Source organism: Sporosarcina sp. Marseille-Q4063, from assembly GCF_018309085.1.
Taxonomy (GTDB): domain Bacteria; phylum Bacillota; class Bacilli; order Bacillales_A; family Planococcaceae; genus Sporosarcina.
Map to the genome: position 1 here is coordinate 2,277,887 of NZ_CP070502.1, position 19,485 is coordinate 2,297,371.

General features: G+C 42.8%; 24 protein-coding genes. 3 read left to right on the plus strand and 21 right to left on the minus strand.

From position 1 onward, the window contains the following. Positions 1 to 437: 437 nt before the first annotated feature. The 7 genes from JSQ81_RS11855 to JSQ81_RS11885 all read right to left on the minus strand — a co-directional run bounded on the left by JSQ81_RS11855 (position 438) and on the right by JSQ81_RS11885 (position 5,939). Positions 438 to 1,367, minus strand: a complete 930-nt coding sequence (locus JSQ81_RS11855; protein ID WP_212604277.1) for an ABC transporter permease — start codon at positions 1,365 to 1,367, stop codon at positions 438 to 440. Beyond that, on the minus strand, positions 1,345 to 2,268 hold the full coding sequence (locus tag JSQ81_RS11860; RefSeq protein ID WP_249336528.1) for an ABC transporter ATP-binding protein: 924 nt from the start codon (positions 2,266 to 2,268) through the stop codon (positions 1,345 to 1,347). The genes JSQ81_RS11855 and JSQ81_RS11860 overlap by 23 nt, the downstream gene beginning before the upstream one ends. Before the next feature lies 1 nt (position 2,269). After that, a complete protein-coding gene (locus JSQ81_RS11865) occupies positions 2,270 to 2,968 on the minus strand; it encodes an ABC transporter ATP-binding protein (protein WP_212604278.1) in 699 nt (232 codons plus the stop codon). Further along, on the minus strand, positions 2,961 to 3,329 hold the full coding sequence (locus JSQ81_RS11870) for a GntR family transcriptional regulator (protein ID WP_212604279.1): 369 nt from the start codon (positions 3,327 to 3,329) through the stop codon (positions 2,961 to 2,963). Before JSQ81_RS11870 ends, JSQ81_RS11865 begins: the two co-directional genes overlap by 8 nt. Beyond that, complete coding sequence (locus JSQ81_RS11875) at positions 3,326 to 4,135, minus strand: hypothetical protein (protein ID WP_212604280.1); 810 nt, start codon at positions 4,133 to 4,135, stop codon at positions 3,326 to 3,328. The genes JSQ81_RS11870 and JSQ81_RS11875 overlap by 4 nt, the downstream gene beginning before the upstream one ends. A 1-nt stretch (position 4,136) precedes the next feature. Beyond that, complete coding sequence (locus JSQ81_RS11880; protein WP_212604281.1) at positions 4,137 to 4,910, minus strand: hypothetical protein; 774 nt, start codon at positions 4,908 to 4,910, stop codon at positions 4,137 to 4,139. A 294-nt stretch (positions 4,911 to 5,204) separates the two neighbouring features. Continuing rightward, the gene (locus JSQ81_RS11885) at positions 5,205 to 5,939 is read right to left on the minus strand and encodes a sulfite exporter TauE/SafE family protein (protein WP_212604282.1); all 735 of its coding nucleotides are present in this window, start codon (positions 5,937 to 5,939) and stop codon (positions 5,205 to 5,207) included. A 164-nt stretch (positions 5,940 to 6,103) separates the two neighbouring features. On the opposite strand from JSQ81_RS11885, the gene JSQ81_RS11890 reads away from it, so the two are divergent. Further along, positions 6,104 to 6,472, plus strand: coding sequence for a VOC family protein (locus JSQ81_RS11890; protein WP_212604283.1), 369 nt, complete (start codon positions 6,104 to 6,106; stop codon positions 6,470 to 6,472). On the opposite strand, the gene JSQ81_RS11895 is transcribed toward JSQ81_RS11890, so the two are convergent. Next, on the minus strand, positions 6,473 to 7,423 hold the full coding sequence (locus tag JSQ81_RS11895; RefSeq protein WP_212604284.1) for a hypothetical protein: 951 nt from the start codon (positions 7,421 to 7,423) through the stop codon (positions 6,473 to 6,475). A 116-nt stretch (positions 7,424 to 7,539) separates the two neighbouring features. Here JSQ81_RS11895 and JSQ81_RS11900 point away from each other — a divergent pair, with 116 nt between their 5' ends. Together JSQ81_RS11900 and JSQ81_RS11905 are read left to right on the plus strand one after the other, a co-directional pair. Beyond that, on the plus strand, positions 7,540 to 8,013 hold the full coding sequence (locus tag JSQ81_RS11900) for an immunoglobulin-like domain-containing protein (RefSeq protein ID WP_212604285.1): 474 nt from the start codon (positions 7,540 to 7,542) through the stop codon (positions 8,011 to 8,013). A gap of 15 nt (positions 8,014 to 8,028) precedes the next feature. Next, positions 8,029 to 8,487: an SMI1/KNR4 family protein gene (locus JSQ81_RS11905; RefSeq protein ID WP_212604286.1), complete on the plus strand. Its 459-nt coding sequence runs from the start codon at positions 8,029 to 8,031 to the stop codon at positions 8,485 to 8,487. A gap of 39 nt (positions 8,488 to 8,526) precedes the next feature. Here JSQ81_RS11905 and JSQ81_RS11910 read toward each other — a convergent pair whose 3' ends face one another. The 13 genes from JSQ81_RS11910 to opp4B form a co-directional block, all read right to left on the minus strand. Then, on the minus strand, positions 8,527 to 9,006 hold the full coding sequence (locus tag JSQ81_RS11910; RefSeq protein ID WP_212604287.1) for an acyl-CoA thioesterase: 480 nt from the start codon (positions 9,004 to 9,006) through the stop codon (positions 8,527 to 8,529). Next, a complete protein-coding gene (locus JSQ81_RS11915; protein ID WP_212607764.1) occupies positions 8,988 to 9,344 on the minus strand; it encodes a hypothetical protein in 357 nt (118 codons plus the stop codon). The genes JSQ81_RS11910 and JSQ81_RS11915 overlap by 19 nt, the downstream gene beginning before the upstream one ends. After that, on the minus strand, positions 9,287 to 10,093 hold the full coding sequence (locus JSQ81_RS11920) for an urease accessory protein UreD (protein WP_212607646.1): 807 nt from the start codon (positions 10,091 to 10,093) through the stop codon (positions 9,287 to 9,289). The genes JSQ81_RS11915 and JSQ81_RS11920 overlap by 58 nt, the downstream gene beginning before the upstream one ends. After that, positions 10,086 to 10,715 carry an urease accessory protein UreG gene (ureG, locus tag JSQ81_RS11925; protein WP_212604288.1) on the minus strand — a complete coding sequence of 210 codons (630 nt, stop codon included), beginning with the start codon at positions 10,713 to 10,715 and terminating at the stop codon, positions 10,086 to 10,088. Before ureG ends, JSQ81_RS11920 begins: the two co-directional genes overlap by 8 nt. A 17-nt stretch (positions 10,716 to 10,732) precedes the next feature. Continuing rightward, positions 10,733 to 11,473: an urease accessory protein UreF gene (locus JSQ81_RS11930; RefSeq protein WP_249336529.1), complete on the minus strand. Its 741-nt coding sequence runs from the start codon at positions 11,471 to 11,473 to the stop codon at positions 10,733 to 10,735. Continuing rightward, positions 11,415 to 11,861: an urease accessory protein UreE gene (locus JSQ81_RS11935; protein ID WP_212604289.1), complete on the minus strand. Its 447-nt coding sequence runs from the start codon at positions 11,859 to 11,861 to the stop codon at positions 11,415 to 11,417. The genes JSQ81_RS11930 and JSQ81_RS11935 overlap by 59 nt, the downstream gene beginning before the upstream one ends. 51 nt (positions 11,862 to 11,912) lie before the next feature. After that, complete coding sequence (gene ureC, locus JSQ81_RS11940; protein WP_212604290.1) at positions 11,913 to 13,628, minus strand: urease subunit alpha; 1,716 nt, start codon at positions 13,626 to 13,628, stop codon at positions 11,913 to 11,915. Then, positions 13,625 to 13,993: an urease subunit beta gene (locus JSQ81_RS11945; RefSeq protein WP_212604291.1), complete on the minus strand. Its 369-nt coding sequence runs from the start codon at positions 13,991 to 13,993 to the stop codon at positions 13,625 to 13,627. The genes ureC and JSQ81_RS11945 overlap by 4 nt, the downstream gene beginning before the upstream one ends. Positions 13,994 to 14,008: 15 nt before the next feature. Then, positions 14,009 to 14,311, minus strand: a complete 303-nt coding sequence (ureA, locus tag JSQ81_RS11950) for an urease subunit gamma (protein WP_212604292.1) — start codon at positions 14,309 to 14,311, stop codon at positions 14,009 to 14,011. Positions 14,312 to 14,615: 304 nt separating this feature from the next. Beyond that, a complete protein-coding gene (locus tag JSQ81_RS11955) occupies positions 14,616 to 15,536 on the minus strand; it encodes a S66 peptidase family protein (protein ID WP_212604293.1) in 921 nt (306 codons plus the stop codon). A 145-nt stretch (positions 15,537 to 15,681) separates the two neighbouring features. After that, the gene (opp4A, locus tag JSQ81_RS11960; protein WP_212607648.1) at positions 15,682 to 17,511 is read right to left on the minus strand and encodes an oligopeptide ABC transporter substrate-binding protein; all 1,830 of its coding nucleotides are present in this window, start codon (positions 17,509 to 17,511) and stop codon (positions 15,682 to 15,684) included. 51 nt (positions 17,512 to 17,562) lie between these two features. Further along, positions 17,563 to 18,480 (minus strand): ABC transporter permease, encoded by a 918-nt coding sequence (locus JSQ81_RS11965; protein ID WP_249336531.1) that lies wholly within the window; start codon positions 18,478 to 18,480, stop codon positions 17,563 to 17,565. A gap of 30 nt (positions 18,481 to 18,510) precedes the next feature. Next, a complete protein-coding gene (gene opp4B / locus JSQ81_RS11970) occupies positions 18,511 to 19,479 on the minus strand; it encodes an oligopeptide ABC transporter permease (RefSeq protein ID WP_212604295.1) in 969 nt (322 codons plus the stop codon). Positions 19,480 to 19,485 lie beyond the last annotated feature (6 nt).

Genomic DNA, 19,485 nt, shown 5'->3' on the forward strand with positions numbered 1-19,485 from the left:
TTTTTTCTCATCAAAATCAATTTTTCAGAGTGAACTTGCTTTGAAAATGAATTTATCAGCAGTTTCAGCACGTATATCCGACACATCACCACATATATACCTCACATAAAACCATATATCCGACACTTCCAACCTGATATCCGCACATTCCACACACATATCCGCAAAACAGGACTATCCGACTACCCCATCCCGTCAACATTTCCGCCACATCCCCCGATTGCCCAGGGTAGCAAGTAATGATATACTATATGAAACAGATTTATCGAAAAAGGAGTGAAATGCTTCATGTGGTTCCTATACATTATGTTTACACTATTCGCATTCGTCAGCATCGGTACAATCGCAGGTCTTGTACGTACGTTCAGCAGCGATAACTAATTAGTTCCAAATATAAAAAGCCCTCTGCATTTTTCAGCAGAAGGGCTTTTTGCATTTTAAGCAGTAACATCTCGTTTACTAAAGGTAAAATAACTAACTGCTAAGAACACAACAGCGTAAACAAGCACAACTGCCACCGAGAATGCCATCGTGTTGCTATCGAGCATTTTAAAACCAAGCTCATATTGCGTTAAATCATGTGCAAAGAAGATGTACTTCGCAATTTCAAATTTCTCAAGGAACATAACGATAATCGTACCCGAGAAAAATAAGAAAATCGATAAACCAACTGCCAATGATGTAGAACGGAAAACTGACCCGACCATGAACGCAAACGTTGAAATCACAATCACATTCACGAGCGATAAGAACATCATATAAGCCGACTTGCCCCATATCGCTGTAAGCGCTAAATCCGTGCCGCTCCAAATAATTGAATTACCTTCCGCTGACGGGAAAAAGATAAATGCGCTTATGATGGTAAATACATACACGAGTACGGTTAACGACAACCCGAACAATATAATCGTTACATATTTCGACGTTAATATTTTCCATCGTTTGACCGGCCTGGATAGCAACATTTTGATCGTCCCTTGCGAGAACTCGGATGCCACGATACCAGCTGAAGCAATAATCGTGAACAAGGTGACAAGCGACATCGTGCCGTATGCATCGACTATCGTTCTTTCACGACTTCCAGGCTGATTCCATTCCGCATTCATCATGATGTTTTCTTCTAAACCTTGCTTCTGTGCCTCTAAATCAGCTCTTTCATCATCCGTTAAATCCGGTGATGCAAGTTGTTCTTCCATTTGAACAACTTCCGCTTCCATTTCCTCAATCCACGTCGTGTCTGTAAATCGTTCGGACAGTTTTGTAAGTCCCGCAAGTCCAATAATGGCGACAACAAGAAGTATGGCCATGATCCAAGTCGCTTTTTTATGCCATAACTTCATCCATTCATTTTGTATGAGCTTCAGCAATTTGGCCACCTCCTGTCATTTCTAAGAATTGATCTTCAAGCGTTTTACGATGCGGATTAACCGCGAACAACAGAATCCCTTCCGTCGCCAGTTTTTTCATTAGCCCAGGAATTTGTTCTTTTTCCGCTTCGATAATAAACCCTTCATTAAATAACTCAACCTCAAACCCTTCAGCAACTAAGATACTTTCGACCGCGGACAGAGGTAAAGCTTCGATATAATAATGCGATTTCTTCGTATCTGTCATTTCATCGATATCGATTAACTTTCCATTTTGAATAACCGCAATCCGGTCACACATCAGTTCAATTTCCGATAACATATGACTTGAAACAAAAACCGAAACACCTTCCTCTGATGCAATCTTACGCAAATACATCCGGAACTCACGAATTCCCGCTGGATCCAATCCGTTTGTCGGCTCATCGAGAATCAAAAACTTCGGACGATGCAATAATGCTTGCGCAAGCCCGAGACGCTGCCGCATTCCAAGAGAATACGTTGACACTTTCTCATGAATTCTATTTTGCATGCCAACTTGCGCAATAACCTCGTCAATTCTTGCCTTCGTCACGTTATCATGCATTCGCGCGAAATGTAATAAATTTTTATAACCCGACATGAATTTATACATCTCTGGGTTCTCAACAATAACGCCGACCTTTGAAATACTGCCTTCAAAGTCATCTCTCAACGACTTTCCCTCTATTAATACATCACCTTCTGATGGTTTCATCAACCCGACCATCATCCGGATTGTTGTCGTTTTCCCAGCTCCGTTCGGCCCGAGAAATCCTGTAATTTGACCCGGATACAACGACAAATTCAAATTGTCGATGATTTTTTTCTTCCCAATCGTTTTCGATAAATTCTTCAATTCTACTACCGGTTTTATCCCCACATTATGACCCCTTTCTAAACAAAGATACCATCCAACTCGTGGCATCTTTCCCGTGTATATCACGGATTTCATCGACCGCCTCGTGCGCGATCACTTGCCCTTCTCTAAGTACTACGATTTCATCGAGCAAAGGTTCCACTTCTTTTAATTCATGCGTCGACATAATGATTGTTTGTCGTTCTGTATCAGTAAAACGAATGAGTCCTTTCGCAATATCATCGCGCACCATCGGATCCAGTCCAGAGAAAGGTTCATCCAATAAATAATAGCTCGCTTCACGGCCAAGTGTGACCGCGATTTTAACCCGTCCGCGATTCCCTTTCGACAAGTTTTTTATTCTCGCATCAAGCGCCACGCTCAAAAACTGTGCAATTTCCTTTGCTTTAATCAAATCAAAATCCTCAAACTGCGAATCATAGAAATCGAAAAGCTGCTCGACTGTGAAATAAGGATAGAATAGATCTGTATCCGGCATATACGCGATTTCGGAGGCAATTTTCCGTGTAATCGATGTGCCTCCGTACAACGCTTTTCCACTATCCGGCGTTAATAAACCCGCCGTCAATTTAAGAAGCGTTGTTTTCCCACTACCGTTTTCACCAACCAATCCGATAATCTTCCCTTGTGGAATAATCAATTCAATTTCATGAAGCGCTTTTCGACTTCCATACTTTTTCGATACCTTTTTCAGCTCAATCATTCCCCGCACCCCGTTTCGTTAAATAATCCACCATTTCTACCGTCGTAAAGCCAAGCGCTTCACTATTTTGAATGAATGACGCGATAAGTTGTTCTTTCATTTCGTCGCGGAGCCCGGAAATTTTTCGAATATCCTCCGTCACGAAAGATCCTTGCCCCCTCTTCGTCTCGGTAATCTCCATTTGCTCCAGCTCCTTATAGACGCGCTGCATCGTATTTGCATTCACACCGGCTTGAACCGCATAATCTCGAACAGACGGCAATTTCTCACCAGGCATCAATGATCCCCGAATAATATCGCCAATAATCCGGTCCATCAGTTGCTGATAAATTGGCTTATCTGGAAGAAAATCCATCATCATAACCTCACTTTCTTCTCAAACACCTTGGCACCGACCGCGAAGAATATCAGGGTTACAGCGCCATATAGGATGAGCCCGCCAACCGAGAAGACGATGCCATCAGGTACGATTCCCGTGAAAAAATAACTGTTTTGTTCATTGTAAAAAGCTAATTCCGTTAATTTAACTGATCCAAATCCTTTGATGTTCATTAGAAATTCTATTGATCTAAACAACCCAGCGATCACAGATCCCGTAAAGATTCCCGCGAAGAAAAGTAATGTCGTAAAAATGACTGACAGACCCTTTGATCTGGAACGTCCGATTTGATAAAAGGACCAAAACATAAAACCGAAGCCCATGATATAAATTGATTTCAAAAAAATTGAAATCATGACACTGACCATCGAAAGCACCCCGTCAAACCTTGGTATCGTTCCATACGCGTCAGATATCATGAACGAAATACTTAGGAGAACCCCATTCAATATGAGTATCAGCCCCGTCACCGCTACTGCAAAGACCGCTTTAATGCCGACAAGTTGCCACATTGGCGCAGGCGAATGCATCCAAATCTCCGGTTGCTTCATTTCTTTCTCAAGACTCGTAAATAAAATAACAACACCTGCAGATATCGTAAACGCGAACCAAGTACCGGAAATGATGAGCGAGTTTTCAAACGTATTCATCGGCAAATCAAATGCACGGTTAATCAGCGGCGGCACGACCAACACAACCGCGATATTCACAAAAACCAAGGCAAGAATTCCCCACTTTAAAAGAATCCACTCTTTCCGCATTAATCCCTTCATACTTTTTACGTCCATATTAAAGCCTCACTTTCTTTTCGAATAAAGTGATTGCGACGATGAAAAACAAAAATGCTATTGCAAAATCAATCAGTAATTCACCAGTATAGATTTTCATATCTGCAAATGCAGAAAGGAAATTCTCTTTTTCTAGGTCGAAGCCAACACCCTGATTCAACTGACCGAAACGAGTGATTTTGGTATAAACCACCAATTCTGCTAATCTCGCCTGCAACCAAGATAAAAACAAAAAGATCACAACAACGATTGGTCCTGAAAACCCTTTTACAACCGGTTTTAATAATTGATAAAGCACCCCTAGGAATAAACCGATGCACATGATGAAAAGTGATAACAAAAAGAACATTAGCGCTATCGTCGTTCCAAATTGAAACACTGCAACAAATGATGTCGTTGACCCTGAAAGTCTTGATTCGATAAGAACAATCGCAAGCGGAAACAATATATTCACAAACCCAATCATCGAAGCAAACAGTGCTTTCACACCAAATAGTTTACCTGTCGGTGCCGTTGAATGAAGCCATACATCCGGCCGGTGCATCTCCTTATTCAATGAGACCAGTAAAACCATTGTCGGTAAGATCACACTTAGTAACAATCCCCATATCCCGCTGTATATCGGCAATATCTCGATTACACGTACCTCTTCCATTATGAAAGTACTGGCAAACGACAGGAAAAGGACACCGCATATTTGCGTGATCAGCGATCCGTAAAACCATCCATTCATCACAGACCATTCTTTCCTCATCAACCCATTCCATTGCTTCATACGTTCATCTCCTCTCCGTATTGGTGTATTAGTTATATAGTACACTATATGTAAGTCGGAAGTAAAGTGTTTATTCAAAAGAATTATCATCTTTTTAACTTATTTGATTTTGCTTGCAGTTGGAATGGGTTTGCTTGCACTATGGATTGGTCTCCTTGCACTCTGTCTTACTTTGCTTACATTAAACTAAATTTGCTTGCACATCCCACGGATTTGCTTGCAAGTCAGGACTTTATACCCTCCCATTTTCCATAAAAAAAACACCTCTTCCAACTTGCAAAAGAGGTGTTTCAGTTAAATAAACCGATTAATAATAAGTTGGATGATCAGTGCTACAGTAACGCAGCGTAGGAGGATTTTTACGTGGTGTGGATTTAACTTTTCCGCAAGGCGGACGCCGATTTGTGCGCCGGACAATGATCCAGCCATGAGCGCGAAGGCAATTGGCCAAATGATTTTTCCCATGGCGATATAGCTGATTGCCGCACCGAAACCGCTGGAAAACGTGGCGAGGCGAACGAAACCGATTGCCCGGAGGTATGCAATTCGAAGATGACCGAACAAATAAAGCAGAAGCGTTCCTTGCCCCGGTCCAAACATTCCGTCGTACAGGCCGATACTAAACAGTCCTGGAACACCCATTTTTGTCGGTCGAAGATCTTCTTCTCCCGTGAAGTCCGCTTTAGAAAAGAATGAAGTTAAAAATGCGAAGATCAAAAGCACAACGGCAACCGTATACATCGTACTTTCCGTCAACCGCGTTGCGATAAAGCCGCCCGTGAATCCGCCGGTAAGCGACACAGGAATAATCCAATATGATTCTTTCAAGGTAATTTGCTTTTTTAACAATACCGTTATAAATGTCGAAAACGAGCTAACGGTTGTCGATATTTTCCCCGCCCCGATGACGGAGTGAATTGGGATGCCCATCAACAGCATCGCCGGAACTGTAATAAGTCCGCCGCCGCCCGCAAGCGTTCCAAGCGTCATAGCTACCATGCCGATAAAATATAATAATACATAATCCAAACCAGTCACCACCTTACTTTAAGTATACGTCTAGTTGACTGATTAGGAAATTCAATTGTTTCGAATTAAGTCCATAAGGTTTCCTTATGAGATTGCTTCCAAAAACGGTCATATGGGTTTCGAAACTCTAGCGGTATACTAAAGATATAAGGGGGAGAAATCATATGAGTACATTCTTAACAGGCATTGACCATATCCAAATCGCGGCACCCAAGGGTTCTGAAGATGAAGCGCGCGCGTTTTATGGCGAAATTCTTGGCATGGAAGAAATTCTGAAACCGGAAAACTTGCAAGGACGCGGTGGTTGTTGGTTCAAAGTCGGTGCCGTGGAAGTGCATATCGGCATCCAACCAGATTTCATGCCTGCGAAAAAAGCCCATCCCGGTTTTACCGTGAATGCGCTTGAACAACTAAGGGAAAGGCTGCAAGAAGCAGGCTACCCAATCAGTGAAGAACCGCCCATCGAAGGCCGGTCTCGTTTCTTCACGCACGACCCATTCGGTAATCGCATCGAGTTTCTAGAATTAGAATGATTATGCTTCAATAATTTCCCGTTCTTGCCTATCAAGTTTTTCCAACCCATGAAGGATTTCATCACGTTTTCTCGCTAAATCATCCTGAACACGACGCACATCTCTTAACACATCATTCAACTTAGCTTTCGCATCCGTGATTCGTGAATGCACTGCCCAATCTGAAAAGATATTATCGAAAAAGATGTCCGTGAATGTAAAAACATCATTTTGGTTCACTGTAAAGGATTCCGTGGCGACGTTTTGGACATCCATTAACTCCGTTTCAAAATGTCGCAATGCACGCTGCGCGCGGTGAACATAATCATCTGAACTGTTGATTTCCGAGTATTTTAACGCCGAGACAATGAGTCCGCCGCCCAGAAACGTATCCCAAACCGACATTCCTTCTGCAGAACCTAACTTATCGATTGCCGCCCCGAGTGCACGGCTCGCTTTACTGCCCGCATCACGCGCTTCATCGACCTCGCGCAATATGGAACGCAACGTCACGCGCTCATCGGCAATTTTTTGCAATGTGCTATTCGCCACGGAATCATAACGGCGTATCCACGTCTCCTTCTCTTTTAAAAAGTCCGCCCAGTCTTCATCGATGTAAGCAAAGTCAGGGTTTTTCATATCCGCTCGTAATCTTGTTACCTCTGCTTCAAGATCAACAAGATTTTTCTCAGCTTCGTTATATTTCAGTTCCGCCTCCGCGGCTTCTGCAATTTCTTTTTCCATCTTTTCATCCCATTTGCCGGTCCACTCATTTATTTTATTCATAAATGAAAATCGCCCGAGTTTCGCGACGTCCTGTTGTTCTTTCGTTAGTTTTTTATGAAAACGATCGCGCAGTATTCGCGCATCTTTCAACCCGGCCTCTGCCCCATCAAGCCGACGCTTCACACGATTCCGCTCTGTCCGTTTCATCGTCAACGCCAACTGCCGCTCGTGAATATCTCCTCTCATCGACACCGCCCCCTTTTTAATCTATACGGATTTGTTTGAATAAAGTTTCAATTAACTTGATGCAAATCAAGGCGATCTCACTAAATAGCTTCTATTCTTAAGATAGGGGTGATGGTATGAAATTCATTCAATTAATCTCTATTTTGCTTTTTTTATCGACTTGTGGGAATGAAGCTATCGTTAGTACATTGCCAGACCCCGTTCCAGATCAAGAAATTCTTTCATCCGAAGAAGGATTATCCTTAACGCTTCTCGAAGATACATTTACCGGTTCACCAATAATCATTTACACGCATGTTCAAAATGACAGCAATGATGATTACGGCTATGGGGACTTCTACCACATTGAAGTAGAGAAAGACGGACAGTGGTACATTATTACGTACTCAGATGCCGTGTTTTTTAAAAATCCACGCTTCAAAGATTTCGGAAGCACCTTATTAGCAGGGAATGAGGCCTACCAAACTTTTTCCGTTGAAGAACTTGGCGTTGACCTCTTTCCGGGAAATTATCGTCTTGTCAAAACATTTTTATCACAAGGTGAAGCATTCTATGAAATAACTGTAGCTGTACCATTTTTCGTTAAATAAAGGGGAGAAATTTAGTTGGATTGGATATTTGAATCTATCAATAACGGCGTAACGAACGAAGAAATAGTAGCCGCACAAGCAAAATTAGGTGTTTTATTGCCCAATGACTTTCTTGAATTAATGAAGAAGTCAAATGGCGGTTATATAAATTACGATAAACGAGCATTTCCCATCGATTTCAACATTGAAAGCGGCGATGCATTTATCGAAGTGGAAGAAATTATGGGCGTTCATGAAGAAGGAATTTTACTGAGTGAATACTTGATCCAGGAATGGGATTTACCGAGGAACCTTGTTTTATTCGCGGGAAGTGGCCATGCATGGCTTGGGTTCAACTATGAGGGACGTGACATTCCAAATGTGGTATATGTCGAACCGGATGATGGTGGCGACGGGAATAACTTTCATGTTATCGCTGAAACTTTTACGGAGTTTATAAGTAAGTTGGATGACCCCGATAAATATTTTGATTAAAATAAAAAAGTCCACGACAATTCGCGGACTTTTTGCATGTTAATAATGGTTCGTCTTAATTCGCTCTTTACGATGTTCTCTTCTCGCAGGCCCCATGTCATATAACGCTTTTTCATCTTCCGTTTCTGGTTTGACCCCCGGAACGGGCGTGGGCTTTTTGTTTTCGTCCATCGCAACCATCGTCAAAAAGGACTCCGTCGTTAATTTCTTCACGCCTGTCAATAAATTCGTTGAGTGTACCAGTACATGCACTTCCATGGAGGTGCGTCCCGTTGAACTGACAACCGCTTCCAACTCCAAAACGTCACCGACATAAGCGGATGATACAAAGTCGACTCGGTCGATGGATGCCGTGACGACAGCCGTATTGGAATGCTTCATTGCGGTGATCGCCGCGATTTCATCGATGTAGGCGAGCACGATTCCGCCGAATATTGTTTGCAGATGATTCGTATCAGGTGGTAACACCAGTTTGGTTTGTACAGTGCGTGATTGACTCATTAATCGTGTGTCGGACATTTTATCATTTCCTTTTCTTTACTATCTTCATTTCCAATATACCCGTTCCACATAATGTTGAACAACTTTTCCGTCGCAGAAACGCCAAACTTCGTCAAAACGACCAATAATCGCATCGAAACGACTAAAGCGCACAGCCAAACGACTATACCCACCCCGAAACGACCAATGAGACACGCAAACGACCAATAACCGCTCCCAAGCGACCAATACCCACCCGCCATCATCCAATCCCCACAAAAAACAAAAAAAGGCGAACCCCACAACTCGAGGTCCACCTTTAAACCATTTCCGACAACAACGCATAAACTCGTTTCATCTCTTCCTGCAACGCCCATTGACTGCGACCCAGCCATCTACAATGAATGGCATTGCCTTCCAGTCGCGTCATGCTCGCTTGCAGTCCATCTTCCACACGTAGCGTCTCTTGGACTGCGCGAATGTCAACAGCATCAATATTTGGCGACACTAACCAAACAGAGCCGATATACATCGCACCTTCAAGAACACCGACACCACCCAGCTCCAATTCACGAGGTGAAAAGTGGAGTGAGTCAAATGCGATTAATTCACCTTCGACAAATATCTTGAAGTTTGACCGAAACAATTCGTAGTCGAAAATCTCGCCGCGTTTCTCTCGTCCAGGCGCGATAATTTCGCCCCATAACACCGTAGAATCAGCCGCTACGCGAAGTGTCGTATCCACCTGAAACTTCGCATCGACAAACGGAATAATGACTTCTGGCATCCATTCGAGACGTGCTCGTTCAGCAACGTCAACGTCTAATTTTAAAAAACATGTTTCCCCTGTATGCGAAGGGTAAATTTTCATCGCCGACTGCTGAATTAATCGGACCCGGCTATCGGGTGCAAGCTTTATCGTTATATCGTTACGGTCGCCCGCAACCATGCCGCCCGAGGATTCCATAATGTAAACAGTCGCCGTCGGGTCCTTCCCTTCGTACAACTCGCGGCTGGCTTTTAACGGAGGTTGTTGGAAAACGTGAGGCATCCGCGTCAAGCCCCTTCGCAGTTCGAATTCCAAATCCAGTTTTCCGTTATGATGCCTGCGTGTTGGATTACCCATTTTCACCAACAGGCTTAGCTCCTTCTAAAAGCATGTGATGCTTGATCCATTCAACAATTTTATCAACATTTTTTTGAGTTCTCACGTCTGCGAAAATATACGGACGGCCACCGCGCATTTTTTTCGTATCGCTGTCCATTAAGTCTAGATCAACGCCTACATGCGGCGCAAGATTGGTTTTATTGATCAATAAAAGATCAGAACGCGTCAATGCTGGACCGCCTTTTCGCGGGATATCTTGCCCTTCTGCAACGTCAATGACATAAATATACCCATCGACAAGCTCCGGACTAAATGTAGCGGATAAATTATCCCCGCCGCTTTCAACAAAAATAATGTCGAGATCTTCAAAACGATTTTTCATTTCATCGATTGCTGCGAAGTTCATCGAAGCATCTTCACGGATTGCCGTATGCGGACATCCGCCAGTTTCAACGCCAATAATGCGGTCTTCTCCAAGTACACCATTCGTCATTAAAAACTGTGCGTCTTCCCTTGTATAAATATCGTTCGTAATAACGCCTATATTATAATCTTTATGCATCGCGCGTGTCAGTTGGTCTACGAGCGATGTTTTACCCGACCCAACCGGTCCGCCGATTCCTATACGTACTGGTTTCATAAGAAAAACTCCTTTAGTTAAGAAATAAATAATCTCGAGAATAAATACTCATGCCTCATCGAAGCGAGTTCGATTCCGAGCGCATTGTTACTAATATCTTCTATCGTCAATGTCGAAACTAAGTCTGCGGCTTCTGTCACGGGTTGAATCAATTCATTAATCGCTTGAACGCCCGTATTTTGACCGAATGGAACAGCACGAACCGCATTTTGAACGAGTCCGCTCACCGAAGCATACAAGTACATCATAACCGCGTGGTGCATGCTGACACCTGTCGTCGCGCTATAAATGCCGTACAAGACAGCGTAATGTCCTTTTATGGATTTCGCGTCAATGCGTTCTTTCCACTCGGCAAGAAATTCGTCGGTCCCCAATGGAGAAACCGTTCGAATAAACTGCCTCCCAAGATTCACGCTCGCTTCACGCGATTCCTTTGCTAGCTTCATCGCACCGCATAACTGTTCAAGTTCCAACAGCCTGTCCACGTCCTGTTTCAATGCGGCGGCATATGCTTCTTGAATGAGAATCGCATCGCTTCGCACTAAATTATTGAACAAGTAGGATGTACAAAACTCGATTAAATCTTCTTTTGTACGAATGAGATCATCTTGTATATACGTTTCCATTCCATACGACTGCGTGTAAGAGCCAATTGGAAAAGCTGAATCATGAATTTGAAACAGCTGTAAAAGTGCTAAGTCAGTGGGAGTGGCCGCGGTATTTGAATGGCTGTTTAAACCGTCTTTCAGTCGTTTCATAAGAAACACCCACTTCATCTAATAATGTATTTAGCGTATGGTCCGCGCGCACGATAATTTCGTTGTCATCAATTAGGGAAGGCGTATGCCGGTTTCCCAGTTCAAATGCCGCTTTACCCATTTCCGTCATGTTTTTCGGACTGATAACAATGACAGGTTCCATCTTCGTTCGAACTGCAATCCGTCGTTCAGCATCTTCAAACAAGATATCCCCATATTGAAGAGGCTCTTCTGTACTAAGCCTTAAAGCAACATCAGTCCCATTGTCGGTTTCCGTACGGAGAATGCGCTTGCTCAGTTCTTCCCAGTCAAGCTCAATCCATTCGGTTTTCTTGCCGGCAATTTCTTCTTCACTGCCTACGTTGCCAATCACTTTCTCAATCAACATCGGGCATCCTCCTTAAAAGACCTGCAGGGTGCAGGTCATGAATTTTGTTAATTAAAATAGGAAATAGCGCTGTGCCATCGGTAGAACATCTACAGGTTCACACGTAGCCAGTTCACCATCTAATTTAACTTCATAAGTTTCTGGATTCACATCGATATCCGGCGTTTCACTATTATGTTTCATATCCGCTTTTGAAATATTACGGCAGTTTTTCACCGTACCAATCATTCGTTTCAAACCAAGCTTTTCAGGCAGTCCTTCTTCCACAGCGATTTTCGGCAGGAAAGTCATCGCAGCATTTTGCGGTCCTTTACCGTGGAAACCATACATGCGACGACCCATCATCGGTTGTGGCGTTGGTATCGAAGCGTTCGGATCGCCTGTCATTGCATAAACAGCAATTCCGCCTTTTATGACAACGTCAGCTTTCACACCGAAAAACGCGGGATCCCAAAGAATAATATCCGCAAGTTTTCCTTCTTCGAGCGAACCAACTTCATGGCCGATTCCAGATGCGATCGCTGGGTTAATATTTAATTTTGCAATATAACGTTTCACGCGGAAGTTATCGTGATCTTTTCCTTCATCTTGTGGAAGAGGCCCGCGTTGCATTTTCATTTTATTCGCAGTTTGCCATGTTCGAATTGCTACTTCACCAACACGCCCCATGGCTTGTGAATCGGATGACATAATACTGAGGACACCCATGTCTTGCATAATGTCTTCAGCCGCAATCGTTTCTGGACGAATACGCGAGTCCGCAAACGCTACGTCTTCTGGTACGTCATGTTTCAAATGGTGACACACCATAAGCATATCTAAATGCTCGTCAATCGTATTTGTTGTAAATGGTTTGGTCGGGTTAGTCGATGCCGGTAGCACATTCGGATACGATGCCATTTTCAGCTGATCCGGCGCATGTCCGCCGCCTGCTCCTTCTGTATGGAAAACATGAATGACGCGTCCGTCAATCGCTTTGATTGTTTCTTCTACAAATCCAGCCTCGTTAAGTGTGTCCGAGTGAAGCGCCACTTGAATGTCATACTCATCTGCCACGCTCAAACTTTGATCGAGTGCCGCAGGAGTCGCGCCCCAATCTTCATGAATTTTCATGCCAATTGCACCCGCACGAACTTGTTCCACCAAAGGTTCTGGAGATGACGCACTACCTTTCCCGAGAAGTCCCACGTTAACTGGTAAATCTTCGACAGCTTGCAACATACGATGCAGATGCCACTCACCAGGCGTTACACTCGTCGCTTTTGAACCTGCTGCCGGACCAGTTCCTCCGCCGATAAATGTCGTTGTACCAGCATTGAGTGCCGTCTCGACTTGCTGCGGGCTGATATAGTGAATATGCGTATCAATCGCTCCAGCTGTCGCAATTAAACCTTCACCGGCATACACTTCAGTCCCAACCCCAATAATCATTCCTTGGTCGACACCATCCATTGTGTTCGGGTTTCCTGCTTTACCAATTCCGGCAATGCGACCGTCTTTAATCCCGATATCCGCTTTCACAATTCCTGTGTAATCGATAATCATGACGTTTGTAATGACAGTATCCAAAACGCCTTCATCGCGTAATGATTTACCATCTTGTCCCATTGAAACGCGGAGCGACTTTCCGCCTCCGAATACACCTTCGTCTCCGTATTTCGTGTAATCTTTTTCAATTTCTATCCATAAATCCGTATCCGCAAGCCTTACTTTATCGCCGACTGTCGGACCAAACATTTTTGCATATTGATCATGTGTTACTTTCATTTATGCTCCGCTCCTTTATAGCCACCTTCAGATGCTTTTTCTACAATTTCATCTTTATTATGCGTGGAGCCTTCCGTTAACTTGTTCAATCCGAAAACATGACGTTTTCCGCCAAATTCAGTTAACTCAACTTCTTTTTCTTCACCCGGTTCGAACCGTACCGCAGTCCCTGATGGAATATTTAAATGCATACCAACTGCTTGTTCACGGTCAAACTCTAGATTTTTATTCACTTCAATAAAGTGAAAGTGGGAGCCTACTTGAATCGGTCTGTCGCCTGTATTTGCGACACGAACTGTTTTCGTAGGGCGTCCAGCGTTTATTTCAATTTTGCCTTCCGCAGGTCTAATTTCTCCTGGAATCATGCGTGTTTCCTCCTCTTATTGAATTGGGTTATGGACAGTGACAAGCTTTGTCCCGTCTGGGAACGTACATTCAATTTGTACATCGCTAATCATATCCGCTACACCGACCATAACATCATCGACTGTCAATACTTGTTTTCCTTCGCTCATTAGTTGTGCAACCGACTTTCCGTCTCGTGCACCTTCCATAATGTAGTGGCTAAGAAATGCCATTGCTTCTGGATAATTTAATTTAACCCCACGTTCTTTTCGTTTAATTGCAAGTTCACCTGCTACGTGAAGTAGTAATTTTTCCTGTTCGACTGGTGATAACTTCATTAAAAACACCTCTTTTCTTGAAATTTAAATAAAACTACCCCTAGATAGGTTTAGATTTACCATGTTATTTAATTTTGTCTCTATTTTGTATGGGTGCATGAACATGCATAGGAACAAAGATTTTGTCGTTCGAATTTAAGCAAAGCGAATGATTGCATATATCTTACAACGAGAGGAGGGATAATTTTTTATTCACTAATTAATTGTAATGGATAGAAATCACATATTCAACAATGACACATTACAATTGTTGAAGAGTTTGAATTTTTTATGATTATCCAAGACCTCCGTGTTTACTATAGGTTCATTTCACGCCTGGTAAAATTGTAAGCGTAAGATTATCCGCATCAAGCCTAGCATCTACGCCGAGTGGAACTGCAAAATGCGGTTCACAGTGGCCGATTTTAAATCCTTTGACAACCGGCTTGTTAAAATCGCTAAAATAATGATCGAAAACTTCATCTAATGTCAGTGACCATTGTTTTTTCGTTTCTGTTTTAGCAAAGTCGCCAAGGACAATGCCCGCAGCATCCGCTAATTTTCCACTCATCCGAAGCTGATTAAGCAAACTGTCAACGCGTGCAGGTTCTTCGCCGATGTCCTCCAACAGTAACAACTTCCTTTTCGTGTCAATTTCAAACTTCGTCCCGATTCCACGTGCAAGCAATGACAAATTGCCGCCGACCAGTTGGCCTTCTACAGCACCGGAAGTTATCGCGGTCAATTCAGAGATTGCATTCGTATAATGAAGCTCCATTGGCTCAAATAATTGCTGAAACATTTTCCCCGACATTTCCTGAAAAGTATCGGTGCCTATATTTGGTCCAAGCATCGGTCCATGGAAAGTGACAAGGTTCGAATAAAGCCCCATTGCCGTATGAAGAAATGTGATGTCACTGAATCCCCAAAAAACTTTCGGGTTTTCTTTCATTAATTGCAAATCAATTTGATCGGTAAAACGAGCAGCCCCGTATCCGCCGCTTGAACAGATTATTCCTTTAATAGTAGGGTCTTTAAACATGTCATGTAAATCTTCCAATCGCTCCGCATCGGTTCCCGCAAGATAGCCATTAATTTTTCGTGCATGTTTGCCAAATTTCCACTTCAATCCTAACCCCTCAAGGAATTTCAACGAACGCTCCAGATTTTCTGGATTTGGCGGACTTGACGGTGAAACAATACCAATTGTATCGCCCTTCTGTAATCGCGCTGGACGTATTCTCATAAAAAATCTCTTCCCCTCTACCTAGTATGGTTAAGCTTATCTATCATAACCTTTCTCAAAAGAAAAAACCGCTACCCAGTTGCTGAACTGACCCCAAAAAGTGGGTCAGTTCATTTCCTGGATAGCGGTCATAATTCGTTGTTAATTAATCAACAACTGGATCTTCTGATGTTACGCCCCAAACCCATGGATCGAAATTATCCGAAGATTGGTCGATTGAGTAGTTCGCAACACGTTTGTTAACTAAAGTTGTAGCGTAACGGTATACAGTTGGTGCAACCGGAACTTCTTCAACCATTAGTTCTTGCCACTCATTATAGATTCCTTTACGGTATTCAGGATCAAATGCTTTCTCTGATGTACCCTCTTTAAGAAGTCTATCGTTTTCTTCACTTGTGTAACGTGAGTAGTTAAATGAAGCTGTTCTACCGTATAGACCTGATGGATCTGGGTCAGAACCAGTTCCCCAAGCGCCTTGGTAAATATCAACTTTCGGATCATCTGCTTCTACCATATCGTAGAAGGAGTTAAATTCATGTAAACGGCCATCTGTAAGTTGAACTTTAATACCTACAGCTTCCCAGTTTTGCATGTAATGTGTTGCAATCGGTTCTGCAACTTCTCCACCTTCCATGGAAGCGAAGTTAAGAACGAATGGTTCTCCGTCAGCGTCTTCACGGATTCCGTCGCCATCAACATCTTTAAATCCTGCTTCGTCAAGCAACTCATTTGCTTTGTCAGGATCGTAAGGACGTCCTGGGTTCTCTGCATCATGGAAGCTGTCGAATACTGGGATAATTAATGTTGTTGCTGGGAAACGAAGACCATGGTACATTTTCTCACCAATTACTTCGTTATTCATTGCGTGCCACATTGCTTGACGTACGCGCTTGTCAGCAAGTTTAGATTCTGGATCTGTAATGTTTTCTTTCGCTTTTTCATCCCATTTACCGAGTTTGAACCCGATATACGTGTATGCAAGGTCAACTTTTGCAAGTAATTCAGTGTTTGTAAGTTCTTTAGCATTCAAATATTGGTCCGCTGGAACAGTTGCGATATCAATTTTTCCTGCTTCAAGTTCTTTAAGAACAGATGCACTAGTTACAACTTTTAATACGATAGACTCAAGAGCTGGTTTGCCTCTCCAGTAATCTTCGTTTCTTACATACTGTACAGACTCGCCTGGAACTACCTTTTCAACTTTATAAGGTCCGAATCCAATTGGAGTTGTACGGATTTTTTCAGATTCAACAATATCTTCATGTGTTACTTCGCCCTTAGTAACATCTCCAAGGTAGTGACGTGGAACCGGACTAGTCCAGATACCTGAAAGTAGTGATGGTGATGCTTCTAGGTAGTTAATCGTAATTGTTTTCTCATCATCAGAAATCTCGATACCTGAAATTGTGTCAGCTTCGCCTTTATGGTATGCTTCCATACCTTCAACGTTATAAATTGTATACGTGTAACGATCACCAGTGTAATCTGGGTGACCTAGAAGTTCGTAAGCGTATAGAAGGTCAGACGCTTTAACCGGCTCCCCATCGTGCCAATTTACATTATCGCCAATTGTAATTGCAATCGTTTTGTTTTCATTTGATACTTCGAACTGTGCAGCACCCTCGTTTGTGATGAGGTAATCGCCATCAGTTGCTAGAAGTGCTTCGTCAAAGAACTGCATTACATCAGCATCAGGCTTACCTGAGTAGAATACTGGGTTAAGCGTTCCTTCGAATGGCGTATCCGAAACTAGTGCATAGTTAAGGCTACCATTTTCGATTGTTGCTTCAGAGTTAGAAACGTCCAATGGAAAAGTAAGTTCTTCTTCCTCTTCCGCTGGGTCATCCCCTTCTGTTTCTTCTGTTTTATCGTCTTTCTTTTCCGTGTCTTTCGTGCCCGCATCCTCTTTATCATCTTTACCTGAACATGCAGCTAAAAACACGCTGAGTGCAAGCATAAGACTGATAAGAAGCATTAGTTGCCTTTTTCCCAATTGTATTACCTCCCCTATTTGATTGGTTAACGATTAAGTCAACCTTTGTCTTGCATCGGACGCGCGTTTTATCGCTTGACCGATATAATTTATACACAACATCACTACCAAAATCAGCAATGACGCAGGTAACCATACCCACCACTTATTTTCCATTACATCTGGGTGTTTTGCATACGTGATCAATGTTCCGAGTGACGGCGTGCTTTCTGGTAAACCAAACCCAAGGAACGTCAGACCCGTTTCAATCCCGATGTTACCGGCCAAAGTAAGTGTCATATTAACTATGACGAGAGAGCTCAAGTTTGGAAAAACTTCAAATATCATGATTTTCCAGTTTGGAGTCCCTAACGTCTTTGAAGCATTGACATAGTCAAGCTCCCTTTCAGCAAGCGCTCTTGATCGAATGAGCCTTGCTTTCCCAAACCAAAGTAAAATACTCATAATCCCGATAAAGGACCAAACGTTGAATGTCGGAACGATTACGACAAAAACGATAATAAGCATTAGCGTTGGCAGGACCATCAAAAAGTCGAGAGCACGCATAATTACAAAGTCTACCTTACCGCCAAAATAACCGGAGATTAAACCTATCATTAATCCGAGAAATCCAGCGATCAGTGTAATTGCTGCCCCAATCGTGATGGAGTTTCGTGCACCGATGATGAGTTGGGTAAGTATATCTCGCCCGCCACGGTCGGTTCCAAGCAAAAATTCTTTTGATGGTTCTTCATAAATCTGCATGAAATTAGTTAACTTTGCTTCTTCTTGATCAATGAATAGCGGACCAATATAGGCTATAAGTAAAATCACCGATAAAATGAAGAGAGCAACAATTGCCATTTTATCGCCTTTTATTTCACGCCAAATCGTTCTCCCAAAACTTTGATGTTCCGATTGCGCTTTTACAATTTCTGCTTCTTCCGCATCGACTAATAGTTCTGTTTTCATGTTGTTACCCTCCATTCGTTCAAATTTTCATCAATCAATGCGGATTCGCGGATCAACAATACTCAAAATGATATCCGATAACATCGTTCCAACAATAACTGCGGTGCCGGAAATCATAACGAGTGCTGTTACAACTGTGAAGTCCCGTGTTCCGATTGATTGAATGAAGAGTTGTCCGAGTCCGGGATAACCAAAGATGGATTCAATGAACACTGACCCTGTAATAAGTAATGTAATTTCGTATCCCATGAAAGCTGCAATCGGCAAGATTGAATTTCGTAAAATATGGCGCGTGTATACTCTGCCTTCTGGTACGCCTTTTGCACGTGCAGTCTTAACAAAGTCTTTTAACTTCGTATCGATAATATCGTTTCGCAAATATTGGATTGTACCCGCCGTGCCGATAATAGCCCCGGATAATGTCGGCAACACAAGGTGTGAAGCTTTACTGACGAAATAATCCCAACTTCCGTTCGCCACGCGTATATCAACACTTCCCCCTGTTGGGAACCAAGTGAAATAGAAACCAAAAACGAAAAGCATGATTAACGCAAAGATAAATACTGGTGTTGCAATAGAAAAATAGTTGTATGTAACAATTGCTTTATCTGCCCAAGAGTTGTGCCAACGGCCTGCTACAATCCCCAAAGGAATTGCAATCAGATAGATGGTTATCATAGTGGTTAGAGATAATAGAACCGTATTACTTAGTTTACCTGCTAACAAAGATGTTACTTTTTGTTTATGAACATAAGACATTCCCATGTCGCCTTGAACAAAATTTGATAACCAGCGTCCGTATTGTTCATACCACGGATCATTTAGACCCATTTTTTCTCGAATCTCTTCCATGTGTTCCGCGTTTGCTTCGGGATTTCCTTGAAACGCTCCGGTTAACGCATCGCCCGGCATTGCTTTTGCAAGTAGAAAGATGATGACACTTAGCAAGAGTAGTTGCGGGATCATGACTAATATTCTGCGTAGTATAAATGTTAACAATTCATA

Bases quoted from the DNA above. Each gene is read 5' to 3' on its own strand.
- JSQ81_RS11865 (WP_212604278.1), bottom strand. From the start codon at position 2,968: ATGATTGAGCTGAAAAAGGTATCGAAAAAGTATGGAAGTCGAAAAGCG.
- JSQ81_RS11870 (WP_212604279.1), bottom strand. From the start codon at position 3,329: ATGATGATGGATTTTCTTCCAGATAAGCCAATTTATCAGCAACTGATG.
- JSQ81_RS11875 (WP_212604280.1), bottom strand. From the start codon at position 4,135: ATGGACGTAAAAAGTATGAAGGGATTAATGCGGAAAGAGTGGATTCTT.
- JSQ81_RS11880 (WP_212604281.1), bottom strand. From the start codon at position 4,910: ATGAAGCAATGGAATGGGTTGATGAGGAAAGAATGGTCTGTGATGAAT.
- JSQ81_RS11890 (WP_212604283.1), top strand. From the start codon at position 6,104: ATGAGTACATTCTTAACAGGCATTGACCATATCCAAATCGCGGCACCC.
- JSQ81_RS11895 (WP_212604284.1), bottom strand. From the start codon at position 7,423: ATGAGAGGAGATATTCACGAGCGGCAGTTGGCGTTGACGATGAAACGG.
- JSQ81_RS11900 (WP_212604285.1), top strand. From the start codon at position 7,540: ATGAAATTCATTCAATTAATCTCTATTTTGCTTTTTTTATCGACTTGT.
- JSQ81_RS11910 (WP_212604287.1), bottom strand. From the start codon at position 9,006: ATGTCCGACACACGATTAATGAGTCAATCACGCACTGTACAAACCAAA.
- JSQ81_RS11915 (WP_212607764.1), bottom strand. From the start codon at position 9,344: ATGGGCGTTGCAGGAAGAGATGAAACGAGTTTATGCGTTGTTGTCGGA.
- JSQ81_RS11920 (WP_212607646.1), bottom strand. From the start codon at position 10,093: ATGGGTAATCCAACACGCAGGCATCATAACGGAAAACTGGATTTGGAA.
- ureG (WP_212604288.1), bottom strand. From the start codon at position 10,715: ATGAAACCAGTACGTATAGGAATCGGCGGACCGGTTGGGTCGGGTAAA.
- JSQ81_RS11930 (WP_249336529.1), bottom strand. From the start codon at position 11,473: ATGAAACGACTGAAAGACGGTTTAAACAGCCATTCAAATACCGCGGCC.
- JSQ81_RS11935 (WP_212604289.1), bottom strand. From the start codon at position 11,861: ATGTTGATTGAGAAAGTGATTGGCAACGTAGGCAGTGAAGAAGAAATT.
- ureC (WP_212604290.1), bottom strand. From the start codon at position 13,628: ATGAAAGTAACACATGATCAATATGCAAAAATGTTTGGTCCGACAGTC.
- JSQ81_RS11945 (WP_212604291.1), bottom strand. From the start codon at position 13,993: ATGATTCCAGGAGAAATTAGACCTGCGGAAGGCAAAATTGAAATAAAC.
- ureA (WP_212604292.1), bottom strand. From the start codon at position 14,311: ATGAAGTTATCACCAGTCGAACAGGAAAAATTACTACTTCACGTAGCA.
- JSQ81_RS11955 (WP_212604293.1), bottom strand. From the start codon at position 15,536: ATGAGAATACGTCCAGCGCGATTACAGAAGGGCGATACAATTGGTATT.
- opp4A (WP_212607648.1), bottom strand. From the start codon at position 17,511: ATGCTTCTTATCAGTCTTATGCTTGCACTCAGCGTGTTTTTAGCTGCA.
- JSQ81_RS11965 (WP_249336531.1), bottom strand. From the start codon at position 18,480: ATGAAAACAGAACTATTAGTCGATGCGGAAGAAGCAGAAATTGTAAAA.